This window comes from Allocellulophaga tsushimaensis (genome assembly GCF_055383085.1).
In genome coordinates this window covers 2,662,601-2,675,786 of record NZ_AP039451.1, presented here as the reverse complement: position 1 = coordinate 2,675,786, position 13,186 = coordinate 2,662,601, and the positions used below count along the sequence as shown (strand labels likewise).

The 13,186-nt window shown below is 31.8% G+C and carries 11 protein-coding genes; 6 read left to right on the top strand and 5 right to left on the bottom strand.

The genetic code is table 11. From position 1 onward, the window contains the following. Positions 1–92: 92 nt before the first annotated feature. The 3 genes from ACZ451_RS11540 to ACZ451_RS11530 all read right to left on the bottom strand — a co-directional run bounded on the left by ACZ451_RS11540 (position 93) and on the right by ACZ451_RS11530 (position 6,001). Positions 93–1,127: a heparin lyase I family protein gene (locus tag ACZ451_RS11540; RefSeq protein WP_464212547.1), complete on the bottom strand. Its 1,035-nt coding sequence runs from the start codon at positions 1,125–1,127 to the stop codon at positions 93–95. A 75-nt stretch (positions 1,128–1,202) separates the two neighbouring features. Next, positions 1,203–2,936 (bottom strand): TonB-dependent receptor domain-containing protein, encoded by a 1,734-nt coding sequence (locus ACZ451_RS11535; RefSeq protein ID WP_464212545.1) that lies wholly within the window; start codon positions 2,934–2,936, stop codon positions 1,203–1,205. Between the two features lie 47 nt (positions 2,937–2,983). Then, entirely contained in the window at positions 2,984–6,001 is a 3,018-nt protein-coding gene (locus ACZ451_RS11530) for a tetratricopeptide repeat protein (protein ID WP_464212543.1), read from the bottom strand. A gap of 206 nt (positions 6,002–6,207) precedes the next feature. Here ACZ451_RS11530 and ACZ451_RS11525 point away from each other — a divergent pair, with 206 nt between their 5' ends. The 4 genes from ACZ451_RS11525 (at position 6,208) to ACZ451_RS11510 (ending at position 9,079) form a co-directional block, all read left to right on the top strand. Further along, positions 6,208–6,891, top strand: coding sequence for a cell division ATP-binding protein FtsE (locus tag ACZ451_RS11525; RefSeq protein WP_464212541.1), 684 nt, complete (start codon positions 6,208–6,210; stop codon positions 6,889–6,891). Between the two features lie 189 nt (positions 6,892–7,080). Next, on the top strand, positions 7,081–7,896 hold the full coding sequence (locus ACZ451_RS11520; protein ID WP_464212539.1) for an NUDIX hydrolase: 816 nt from the start codon (positions 7,081–7,083) through the stop codon (positions 7,894–7,896). 59 nt (positions 7,897–7,955) lie between these two features. After that, positions 7,956–8,696, top strand: coding sequence for a polyphosphate--glucose phosphotransferase (gene ppgK, locus ACZ451_RS11515; RefSeq protein ID WP_464212537.1), 741 nt, complete (start codon positions 7,956–7,958; stop codon positions 8,694–8,696). Positions 8,697–8,704: 8 nt separating this feature from the next. Next, entirely contained in the window at positions 8,705–9,079 is a 375-nt protein-coding gene (locus ACZ451_RS11510; protein ID WP_464212535.1) for a hypothetical protein, read from the top strand. A 22-nt stretch (positions 9,080–9,101) separates the two neighbouring features. On the opposite strand, the gene ACZ451_RS11505 is transcribed toward ACZ451_RS11510, so the two are convergent. Beyond that, positions 9,102–9,512 carry a DUF1348 family protein gene (locus ACZ451_RS11505; RefSeq protein ID WP_464212532.1) on the bottom strand — a complete coding sequence of 137 codons (411 nt, stop codon included), beginning with the start codon at positions 9,510–9,512 and terminating at the stop codon, positions 9,102–9,104. Between the two features lie 113 nt (positions 9,513–9,625). On the opposite strand from ACZ451_RS11505, the gene ACZ451_RS11500 reads away from it, so the two are divergent. Beyond that, positions 9,626–10,489 carry a DUF6503 family protein gene (locus tag ACZ451_RS11500; RefSeq protein WP_464212531.1) on the top strand — a complete coding sequence of 288 codons (864 nt, stop codon included), beginning with the start codon at positions 9,626–9,628 and terminating at the stop codon, positions 10,487–10,489. A gap of 259 nt (positions 10,490–10,748) precedes the next feature. On the opposite strand, the gene ACZ451_RS11495 is transcribed toward ACZ451_RS11500, so the two are convergent. Then, positions 10,749–11,162: a DUF4293 domain-containing protein gene (locus ACZ451_RS11495; protein WP_464212529.1), complete on the bottom strand. Its 414-nt coding sequence runs from the start codon at positions 11,160–11,162 to the stop codon at positions 10,749–10,751. Positions 11,163–11,358: 196 nt separating this feature from the next. Here ACZ451_RS11495 and rho point away from each other — a divergent pair, with 196 nt between their 5' ends. Further along, positions 11,359–13,026 (top strand): transcription termination factor Rho, encoded by a 1,668-nt coding sequence (rho, locus tag ACZ451_RS11490; RefSeq protein WP_464212527.1) that lies wholly within the window; start codon positions 11,359–11,361, stop codon positions 13,024–13,026. The last annotated feature ends 160 nt before the right edge of the window (positions 13,027–13,186 follow it).

Genomic DNA, 13,186 nt, shown 5'->3' with positions numbered 1-13,186 from the left:
ATATAAAAATCGACGAAATGCATATTTTTGATGTAAAAATATAAGGAAATGTAGTGAAAATGTAAAATGTAGTGGTTATAAATAGTGAAGCCTTAAAAATTAGCATTAGATATTCTCATATTATCAACATACATTACAGTTTCTTGTTGACATGCAGAGATACCTACTTCCAATTTATTTAGAATAGTATTTGATGTCGGTAAATTTTTCCCGGAAATTTGAATTAATTTTCGGTCGTTTTGCCATAGTTCAATTAATCCATCATCGTCATTACTATACTTAAGATGTACTTTTAACCTAAACCATTCATTTACAGGAACAGTAGTATCTGTTGTAGTGGTATAAAACAATTTAGAGCCAAACTTATTTTCTATTGCTAACTGGTTGTTTTTTATAACAACTCTTGGTCCAGGAGAGCCTTCAAAATAAGAGCTTTCAAAATCTACAATACTAAATGGCATCCCATTTTCGATATAATAATCAGCTTCAAACCAAATATCATCCCCTTTTTTAAAATAATTTAAGGTAGACGATAAACTTGCTTTAGAAGTTACCATGTCTTCTGTTGGTGAAACAGCTTCCATTCTTAGTACTTTATTAGTAGTATCAGTAGGGTCTGCAACTACTTCTATGCGATTATCTAAAAAATCGCATGTTTCTTGAAATATACACTCATTTAAGGCAGTGTATGCGGCTACTGTTTTAGCTTGCGGACTGAGTAACGTAATAGTACTCCAAAACAGATTTGGATCATTAGTATCTGTTATAAATAAGTTTAGTAATGTTGCTTTTTCAAAATCTTCATTAAAATTATTCTTTACCGGTATTAAATCCGAATCATTTTTAAAAAAAACCATTGCACCATCTATTTGATAATTCTGTGTTTCAAAGTCTGGATCAAAATACTGAAGTGCAAAATCACAACCACTATTGGTTTGATTAAAAACGGTTCCATCTTCATATATAAAAAGCGTATTACCTTCCGGATCTGTAAAAGTTTCAAGCAGGTTTTCTGTAGAACACGCTACAATTTCCACCTCTGCTTCAGGAACTGCATCTGTACTACAATTCATTAAAAATAATCCTAGAACAGAAAAGAAGAAATGTCTTTTGGCTATAGTTTTCATATAAATAAGTATTAATGATATGATACTTATAACGATAAAAACGAATACTTATTGAGTTTTGAAAATCCTATAGAACTAAAAATCAAACTTATACGTAGCACCCAATAATGCTTGAAAGCCTTGTACGGGGAAATTTGCCCAACGTTGATAGTTATTATTAGTGATATTATTTGCCTTTGCAAAAATAGATAACTGTTCATTAAAACGGTATCCTAGGTGTGCATTTGCATCAAAATAACTTTCTAAAGTTATTGCCGTTGCTGAAAAGTTTTCTGGAGCAATTCCTTGGGCCGCTACTGTAGCCAAATCTTCTCTTTCACCCACAAAAAATAAATTAGCACCAGCAAACCATTTCTTATCTATTTGATAATCCATAAATAATGATCCTGTGATATTAGGCAAATTCCAAGCTGGGTTATCTGTTTCTGTATTGTAGGTATATGCTTCTGCATTAATACCCAAGGTAAAATTACGCTTAATATCTATGTTTAATTCTCCAAAAATACCTAAGGTTTTTACATCATCATAAAACACATTAAAAGAATTTCCATAGTAGTATCCTTTTTCATCGTTTCTAAATAAATTTTGCGGGTTTAATATAAAAAGTGGTTTTCTATTTTCTGCGGTGTATGATGCTTTTACATTATAACTTAAGTTTGGCAACAATTGCCCTCTTATCCCCGCATAAGCATTATATTGTTTGTCCGTAGGCGTAATGTTTAATGTGGGAGACACATATGGATTGTCTTCTACAAAACTATAAAACGAATTTTGTTGCAACTCCCCTTCTATACCTCCGTAAGCAATAACTGTTTCGTCTACTAAACGATAACTAGCCGTTATGGCTGGGTAGATAAAAAAGTTACTATTACTATTTTCTGAATCTAAACCATAGACTAGGTTAGCGCCTAAATTAATACTTAAATCATCTCTAAGAATAGTAATGCTTGGAGCGATACCAAATTGCAATTGACTGTAATCTATACCAGGCTGATTGTCCAATAAATTTAAGTTAGCATTTGCAAACGAACCTCCTAAATAATCTAATTTTGTTTTTACAGTAAAGTTTTCATCTGCAATAGGAAGTTCAAAATCTGCTTTCAAAACTGCTCTATTTTCGGCAGATTCTGTTGCATCCCAAAAACGACGGACTAATACTTCAGATCTTTTAAAAAAAGAATCTTCTACATTAATATACCCCCCTAAAGTGGCATTAAAATAATTTTGCTGCGGATCTATGGTAGCAATAACGGCATCTGTAAAAGTACCATCTGCAACACCATACCAATTGTATAGTTGATGTTGTGCTTTTACATTAGCACCCCAATCTAAATCTTTATCTCGTTTAGAATAGGCCAACTCTAATTTACTATTATAAAACGTATTTGGAAGTGCTATACCCGCTATTTCGCCTCTAGCCGAATGATGCGTTAAACCAATGTCTAAGCGTTCCTCTTTATTAATTTTTCTACTGGTATAAAAATCAGCTAAAGCATTATCAAAAGTTCCAAAACCTAAAGAGGCATATGAGTTAAACAGCTTAGGTGGTGGTATTTTCTCTACTGTTGCAGCCTTTCCTTTTGCAGGCGTAAAAGTAGATGCCACTGGTACTGAAAAAATACTATATTTAATTTTCTTTTTTTGTAATACTATAGAATCATTAAAACTAGGAACTACTTTTGTTTTAAAAGCATCCGAAATAGTTGGCGTATACGCCTTAACTACCGTTACTGTTCCTGTTTTAATACTATCTTTTGCTTTTTTTTGAGCAGTAATCACTTGGAAAAAACCAAAGCATACTACTGTCATTACTTTTATGTGTTTATACATATAGTGTTTCTTTTCCTGATTGATGATTAGTTCTCGGTTGGATTTACAGATGCATTGCTTTTTGCTGCTGCTGATTTAATACGGAATGCTTCTTGTTTTGCTTCAGCAACTATTTCTGGATACTGCTCAAAATTTGCAATGACGTTGTCTAAGATATAAGTAGCTTGAAAACCATCGCCTAGCGCATCAAAATTTTTAGCCATAATTACCAAGCCTTTGCCTCCCCATTCTTTATACGTAGCATAATCTTTCGCCAACTTTTGCACAGAAATATTAGAAGATTCGTATTTTAAATCTTTATGTTTAAAATAGGCATCATAATATAATGCCTCAGCAGCTACTGCACCAGATGCTATAGGTAAAACTTTAGCGTAGGCGGCTTTTGCTCTGTCTTCGTTATCTGTTTTTATAGCTGAACGTGCTATCATAATTTGCGCGTCACTTTTAATTCTATTATCAATTTTCTTGGTAGCTAAAACAGTTTCTGCATAAGCAATTGTTTTATCATAATCACGCTGCTCATAATAGCCTTTCATTAAATTAGATTGTGCAAAGGTTCTATTTTGCTTAATATTTGCAGTACGTTCTAATTTTTCTAAAAATGGTATTGCTGTCGTATAATCTTTTTTCCCAGTGTATATTTCACAGACTCTGGTTAAAGCCTGTTCGCTATACTCACTAGCGCCATTATCTACAACATAAGTATAATTTACAAGCGCATCATCTTTATCGCCTTGCGAAAATTTAAGCTGTGCTAAATTAAAGTTCGCTTTTAAGGTATGTACACCATTAGGAAATTCCGTAATATAATTTTGTAATGCCTTTATCGCTTGTGTAGTGTTACCATCTATAAATTGCTTATCTGCAGACTCATAAGTAGCGTTATCCAATTCTGAATCGCTAACCTCAACAAAATCTAAGTTTTTTACCCATGCAGCATACTCATTAACTCTTCCCAAATCAATATAAATCAGTTTAGCTGTACTAACTGCTTGTACTGCTTCTTGACTTTTTGGATAGTCTTTAACTACCTTTTTAAATTTTGTTAGTGCTTCTTCATTCTTATTGCCATTATAATATGCCAATCCTTGACGCATTAATGCTGGCGGCACAAAAGAGCTTCCTCTATACTCATTAATTAGTCTATCATAAGTTTCTAAACCCTGTGTTTCCTTACCTGTTGCAATCAGCGAATTTCCTAACTCATACAAAGCATCATCTTTTAAAGTAGATCTTGGATACTTAGCAATAAAAGCTGAAAGGTTTTTTATTTTAGATCCACCTTTATTTACAAAACCATAACTTATTGCTTTTTGGAATGCGGCATAGTCTTTTTCAGGGCCATTAAGTGCTAATGCCTTATTATAGGTTTCTATAGCTGGCCAATATTTACTGGTTACAAAATAACTATCTCCTAAGCGCAAATAAGCATCACTTAACTCCTCAGCATCTGACTTTTTAGTATATGACTTGAAATACCTAATTGCATTTGGATAGTCTTTTAACTTAAAATACGTGTACGCCAGATTATAATCTAGATTTTTATAGGTGGCTACTGTACTTGCATTCGGGTTTTTCTGAAATGCTATAAAATCGTCTAGAGCAGCGGCATACTTATTTAAATTATATTCAGCCTCAGCTTTCCAATAATTAGCCTTTGCCTTAAACAAACCATCTTCTGCACTACCCAAAGATTTTCCAAATGCTTCGGCTGCACCAGCATAATCAGTATCTAAAAACAATTCTATTCCTCTGTAATAGGCTACTTTTTGATAGGTAGTTTTACTAGCATAATTTTTATTCTTTTCTAAAAGCACCATAGCACCTTTAAAATTTTTAGACGTAATATAAGAATCTACTAATAGTTCTTGTATTTCTTCTTGATGCTCGTCTTTTGGATATTTCTCTAAGTATGCAATTAATACTTCTGAGACATTTTCGTAACCATTACCCACTTCATAGCTTAAACGCCCGTAATTTAAATAAGCATCTTTTTCAATTTCAGGAGAAAAATCCATTTGTGATGCCTGCCTAAAAGCATTCAAAGCTTCTGGCTTCTTATCTTGTTTTAAATAGCATTCTGCTAAGTGGTAATAGGCATTTTGAGATACACTATTGGTGCCATCTATAATTTTATTGAACTGTTGTATAGCATTTGTATAATCTCCTTGTTTATAATAACTATAGCCTAAAAGGTAAAAATCGGTATTATTCCATTTACCCCTTCTCCCCCTATATTCTAGCAAATATGGGATGGCATCTTCATACTGCTGTAAATTAAAATAGCTCTCCCCTATAATTTTATTTAATTGAGATGTTTCGTTCCTATCAGATTTTGCCATTTGCTTTTTTGCTAAAGCAATAGCATTTTCAAACTTTCCCAATTTAAAATTAAGATCTGCTTGGTAATACGATAGTTTTTCTTCTAAAACGGTAGGATCTGTAATTTTATCAAAACGTTCGCTAGCACTTTCATAATCATCTTGTTGGTAGGCAATATATCCAAGGTAATACTTTGCTTGCGAGCCATAAACAGGAGAAGTTGTTACTTTGTTTAAATAGCGCTCTGCATCTTTCGTTTTTTTAGAAGAAAATAAGGCATACCCATAATTAAAATTAAATGCATCTTTTTCTGCATTAGAAAGCGATTTTTGATCTACTTTTTTATACCATTTTAAGGCTTTTGAATACTTTCCGGTTTCAAAATAATACGCCGCTACATCCGAAAATGCAGAATTGCGTTTTGTAGAGGTAGGGTATTTTTCTACAAAATCTTCCATCAATCGATCTGCCCCTTTTTGGTTTAACCGCACGGCAGCATTAGCTACATAGTAAGAACTATTTGCTTTAGTTTCTAAATCTGTAGTGTTGTGTTTTACCTGTTCAAAAAGTGTCTGAGCTGCCTGAAACTGTTCATTATTATACAAACGCAATGCATCTTGATACGCTTTTTTTTCGTGTGTATAAATCTTTGATTCTTGTGCATTTGTAAAATAAAACGCACACAATATACCTAGTAGTAATAGGTTTTTTTTCTTTAGCATAATGTTCTCCAACTGATTAAGAAATACCTTTTAATATCCTTATAACGAAAAATATTGTCGTGAAGTATATCTATAAGCATTAAACCTTAAAATTTATATTTTTAAAACTGCCTTTACTCATTCTAGATTTTAAAAATAAAGATTTATAGAAAAGCTTCGTTTAATTTCCGCAAGAACTTATTACTTTTATAACGACAATAAAAATCATGAAAGAAAGTATTTTAAAATTAACAGATGTTGCCATTTTCCAAAAAGAGAATCTTATTTTAAATGATATTAATCTTGAAATTAACAAAGGTGAATTTATTTATTTAATAGGAAAAACAGGAAGTGGCAAAAGTAGTTTTATGAAAACACTTTATGCTGATTTACCTCTAAAACAAGGTACTGGAAATATTGTTGATTTTGACTTGAAAACCTTAAAAGAAAAAGATATTCCTTTTTTAAGACGAAAACTTGGTATTGTTTTTCAAGATTTTAAATTACTCCCAGATAGAACAATACATAATAATCTTGCTTTTGTATTAAAAGCGACAGGTTGGAAAGACAAAGAGAAAATGCAATCTAAAATTGACGAAGTTTTAGATAAAGTAGGGATGAAAACCAAAGGCTTTAAATTTCCACATGAATTATCTGGTGGAGAACAACAACGTATTGCTATTGCCAGAGCTTTATTAAATGATCCTGAATTGATTATAGCAGACGAACCTACAGGAAACTTAGACCCGCAAACAAGTGTAGAGGTTATGAAAGTTTTACAAGAAATTAATAAAGCAGGGCGTACCATTCTCATGGCTACGCATGATTATGCTTTAATTTTAAAATACCCTTCTAAAACACTAAAATGTGATGGTAGTAAAGTATTTGAGGTAGTACAACGGGCTGTATAAATGTTAAGTCAAAAGTTTTAAGTGTTGAATTTAGAAATTATTATTTCAGATTCAGAAATATAAATTAGATATAATAATTATCAATGAAAGTAAAATTTGATTTAGTTAGAGTTGGGAGGGCTCGAAAAAAATATATTTCTGAAACTATTCATTTAAAACTTATCACTTAAAATTCAAAATTAGGATAAGATGATTCTAAAAAAACAAAACACTACTACCGATCAAAAAGTAAATCCGTTTATTGGTATCCTCTTATTTTTAATTTCTATTGTTTTACTAGTTGTTACTGGACCTTTAGGTTTTATTTATGGTATATTTTATACTCTTTTTACGAAAGGGATAAAAGGTATTGGTGCGTACTGTCTTAAAATTGCTATTTCTATAGATCAGTTAGGAAATGTAATAATGCAACATCTTTTAAATTTACTATGGATTAAAAAAGGAGGGTATAAGTTTGGCAATAGAGATGAAACGATTTCTAGTGCTATTGGAAGAAACAAACAATTAAATACCTTGACCCATTTTGGAAAAGCCATTGATACATTATTAGATTTTATAGATCCTAACCACTCCTTAAACTCCATTGATTATTATATAGAACCTAATGAACAAATTATTGATAAGATTGCTTGGGTTTATATTGAAAATAAAAAAATATTAAGCACACGCAGCAAAGGGAAAACTAAATATTATATTCCTGGAGGCAAAAGAGAACTTGGAGAAACAGATAAGCAAACCTTAAAAAGAGAAATACAAGAGGAATTAAGTGTTGCGATACTTGAAGATACTGTAGCACTTTTAGGAATTTTTGAAGCTCAGGCTGATGCTCATAAAAGAGGAATTCTTGTTCGGATGACATGCTATACCGCAAATTATAATGGTACGCTACAACCAGATGCCGAAATTGAAGAAATGGCATGGTTAACCTATAAAGACTATGATAAAGTATCTGAGGTAGACCAACTGATTTTTGATTATTTATTCGAAAAAAAATTATTAGAATAATAAAATCAAAAACAGTTATAAACCATTTTGTTTTTATCTTCGTTTTTAAATTTTATTGTATGATTGTTTTAGGAATTGATATTGGTGGTTCAGGAATGAAAGGAGCATTAGTAGACACCACTACAGGAAAAATGTTAACCAAGCGCCACAGAATACCAACGCCAGAATCTCGTAAGCCAGAGGCTATGGCCGAAGTGGTTCAAAAAATAGCGAAGCATTTTGATCATCAAGGTCCAATAGGTGTTGGTTTTCCTACTATTATTAAAAATGGCGTTTGCAAAGCAACTGGCAATCTGCATAAAAAATGGTTAGGCGTAAATGCAGAGAAGCTTTTTAAAAAACATACAAACCTACCCGTTACCGTTATTAATGATGCGGATGCAGCTGGCTTTGCCGTAATGAATTTTGGGGTTGGAAAAGGCAAAAAAGGACTTGTAATGATGATTACTATAGGCACTGGTTTAGGCAGTGGTGCTTTTTTTAATGGAGAACTATTACCAAATTTTGAATTAGGACAGATACCCTATAAAAAATATGATAAAATTGAGCTTTGGGCGGCTGGATCAGCAAAAGACCGTGAAAAACTTTCTTATAAAAAATGGGGAAAACGCTTTAATACCTTCTTAGAATATGTGGATCTTATTACCTCGCCAGATTTAATTATTTTAGGTGGTGGGGCATCAAAAGATTTTGATGAATATAAAAAGTGTATTACTATAAATACCCCTGTAATCCCCGCTGGCTTGCAAAACCATGCTGGTATTATTGGTGCTGCAATGGCTGCAACAGCTAAAATTTAAAAATAGGAATGACCAAGGTTTTTAATGCTGTCTATAAATTTTTAAAATGGATGGAATCATTTTTTGGAATAAGCTATGAAGAGGCTAATATTATTATATACTACATTGTTATCCCTATACTACTCTTAAGTTTACTAGATCGTATTTTAAAAACAAATACATATAAAATAGTGTATATACTTATCATTAGTATTACACTAATTATTGTGCCAGATTTTAAAGTTTTTTCAATTTATATATTTAAAAAATCTGTTGCTTTTTTAAACTGGTTCCAATTTATTGGTCTTGATTATATACAAGCATCTGTAGTAATTTGTGTATTTCTACCAGTATTTATTCTCGGTACACTTTTCTTTTTAAATAAGAAAAAACAAACCCATTAGCTATTGTTTAGTTCATCTAAACCTATAATTTTCTTTCAGACTCGTCTATAGGCAAATCATTTATACTCGCATATCGCTTTTGCATTAATCCATTTTCATCAAATTCCCAATTCTCATTCCCATAGGCTCTAAACCAATTTCCAGATGTATTTTTATACTCATATTCAAACCGCACTGCTATTCTATTCTCTGTAAAACTCCAAAGATCTTTTTTAAGTTTGTAATGGAGCTCAGTATCCCATTTATTTTTTAAAAAAGACTGTACTTCTGCTCTCCCTTTCAAAAATACATTTCTGTTTCTCCATTCGGTATCAATAGTATAGGCCATAGACACTTTTTCTGGATTCTTAGAATTCCAAGCATCTTCTGCTGCTTGTACTTTCTGCTTTGCCGTTTCTAATGTAAATGGTGGTAACGGATATTTTTTTTCCATTATAATGAGGTTTCTTATTTTACTGTCTATAACTAGTCGTAATAATGTTCATGAACTTATGTAAGAAATTATTAAAAAAACGTCTAAGATGGAAACAAAATCTAAAACAATACATGAAAACAACAAACGTAATAACAAAAGTAGTTTTAACAGCAGCAGTTATATTTTTAAGTGCTTGTGGTGAGAAAACAAAAAAAACGGAAACAGCAGAAGATACCGCTAAAGAAGAAATGATGGATAAGGCTCCAATGTATGATGCAAGTAAGCCAGAAAGCGTCTTAGCTGCTATAGAGTATGCACAAGGTGGTTGGGGTGATTTATGGGCTAAAAAAGATGTAGAATACACTTATAATTATGCATCTGGTGGAAAAGTAGATGAATCTACAGAACGTTATGTATTTGCTACTGAAGCATCTTATGGGCACTATAAGCAACACGAAATAAATGCAATGCCAGGTGCAGAAGGTAATGTAATGCAATATTTTGATGGAAAAGAAACAAAAGTGATGCTTGCAGATAAAATGGTAGAGGATCCACAAGCAAATGCTGTTGGGGATTTTTTAAGAAGAGCAAACTATTTTTGGTTTGTAATGCCTTATAAATTAAATGATAAAGGAACTATTGCAAAATCTTTGGGTAAAGAAGATTATAATGGAACTTCTTATGATAAAATAGAAATTTCTTATGATCCAACAATCACAGGAAAAGAACAAAATGACGTCTACATTCTTTATGTAAATCCAACAACAAAATTAATAGATCGTTTCTTTTTTTCTTTACCTTTTCTTGGAGTTAATGCTCCTGTAATAGCAGCAAACTACACCTATGAAGATATTGAAGGGCAAAAAATAGCTACGAAACGTAATTACTTTATGCCGGATGCGGTAGGTGCTTATGGAGAAGAACCAAGCATCATTCAGACACTTACAAATGTAAAATTCAATAATGGTTTTACTGCAGAAAGTATTATGAAATAGCATTAATCAACTACAAATAATATCAAAGGGGAATCATAATAGGTTCCCTTTTTTAGTGTATATAATGCAACAAAACTTTATTCAATTGCATAAGAAAGCAAACAACCTCTGAGCGGTTCATTATTAGGCTTTAAATTGAAAAACAACTTAAATGAAAAGGCAAGGCTTTGGATATTTAAATCTCGATTATAAAATAAAATACTAAAAACCCGGGAACAACCCCGGGTTTTAACGCACTAATACTACTAAGATGTTAGGTTTAACGTAAACGATCTACAGATTTTACAAGGTTTTCATCCTTCCTTATTGCCTTATTTGCTAAGACTAAAAAAACGATAGAAAAGATAGGAATAAAAACCCCAATACCTTTCTCAGAAATGTTACTTTCTCCAGATAAAGTTAGTACTCGGTAAACGAAAAATCCTAGTAAAAAAAGATTTAATATTAAGTTTAATCTGTTTACTACAAACTGATTTTTTCTGTTTTTAAATAAAAATATAGCAATAAAAGCCATTGTAGCAATAGCTATTAAAGCTATTGTAATAAACAACAATTCATTTTCTAAAAAAAAAGAACTACCATCTACAACAGGCCAAACATCAATTACAAACGGTAAAACTGCTGTTAAAAGTATTACAATTAGTAAATAAATAGATTGAATTCTTTGAATCATTGATTTAAGTATAATTTTCAGCTTGCAAAATAAGTGTCTTTTTCAGAATAATCAATAGAAATATTGAAAAATAATTTGTAATATTGCGCTATTATTAAATAACACTTACCAATACGGGCACTCAAGCTCATATAAAGTATTTATCTAAATAAAATTCACTTCCATTTTAAAGAAAGTATAACTTATTCAACATTCAATGTTTGAGATTTCAGATTTAAAATTAAAAAAACTTCCTGAATTACAGGAAATAGCAAAAGGTTTAAAAGTTCCTAAATTCAAAACTTTAAAAAAATTAGACCTTGTATATCAAATTTTAGATGTACAAGCAGCTGATCCTAACAAAATAAAAGAAGTAACTGCTGCTCCTCAAGAACAAAAGGCGCCAACTGCTCCAAAAGCAAAAACACCTAGACCTAAAAAACCTAGAATTGCAGCAAAAAAAGAAGCACCTGCAAAAGATTCTAAAGAAACTGTTACTGCAACTCCCGCAATAGAGAAGAAGCCTCATAAGCCTAATCCCAGACCTGTAGCTAGAGAAGAAAAACCGAAAGCTCCGGAAGCTAAAGAGGAAAACAAAAAACCTCAGCATCAAAAAAGTAATAATAATCCTAATACCAAAAAGGATTTTCAAAAAAATGGGCCTGTTCATAAGAATCAGAACAACAAGCCTAATCCTAGACAAAAACAGGAAAAGAATAATAACTTTGATAAGGACCTAAAAAATAGATACAAAGAACCAGAATACGAATTTGATAGTATCATAGCCAGTGAGGGTGTTTTAGATATCATGCAAGACGGTTATGGTTTTTTACGTTCTTCAGATTATAATTATTTATCATCCCCAGATGATATTTATGTATCGCAATCTCAAATTAGACTCTTCGGCTTAAAAACTGGAGATACCGTTCTTGGTAATGTACGACCTCCAAAAGAAGGCGAAAAATATTTCCCTTTAATTAAGGTAAATAAAATTAATGGTATAGACCCTCAAGTAGTAAGAGACAGAGTTTCTTTTGAGCACCTAACACCATTATTTCCGCAAGAAAAATTTAATCTATCTAATCGTCAGAGTAGTATTTCTACTAGAATTATAGATTTGTTTTCTCCTATAGGAAAAGGACAAAGGGGTATGATTGTTGCGCAACCCAAAACGGGTAAAACAATGCTTTTGAAAGATATTGCAAACGGTATTGCGGCAAATCACCCAGAAGTATATCAAATTATTTTATTAATAGATGAAAGACCTGAAGAGGTTACAGATATGCAACGTAATGTGCGTGGAGAGGTAGTGGCTTCTACTTTTGATAAAGAAGCAACTGAACATGTACGTGTAGCAAATATTGTACTTGAAAAAGCAAAAAGGTTAGTAGAATGTGGTCATGATGTAGTGATCTTATTAGATTCTATAACCAGGCTTGCTAGAGCATATAACACCGTACAACCAGCTTCTGGTAAAGTATTAAGTGGTGGGGTTGATGCAAACGCATTACATAAACCAAAACGTTTCTTTGGAGCGGCACGTAATATAGAAGGTGGTGGTTCACTATCTATTATTGCCACCGCATTAACAGAAACTGGTTCTAAAATGGACGAAGTTATCTTTGAAGAATTTAAAGGTACTGGTAATATGGAATTACAATTAGACAGAAAAATATCGAATCGTAGAATATTCCCTGCTATAGACCTTACTTCTTCTAGTACCCGTAGAGATGATCTCTTATTAGATGAAGCAACCATACAACGCATGTGGATTATGCGCAAATACTTAGCAGATATGAACCCTGTAGAAGCTATGGAGTTTATTGAGCAACGTATTAAACAAACAAAAAATAATGATGAGTTTTTAATGACCATGAGTCAGTAAAAAATTTAATTTAAAATTTAAAATCCCAATATTTTAATACATATTGGGATTTTTTATTTAGCACAATTCTTAATACTCTTATAATTAATTCTCAGCAATTAAGTAAGATTCTGACAATAATTTTTATATTTACGATAGAATTAATGTGTAAAATTCCCTC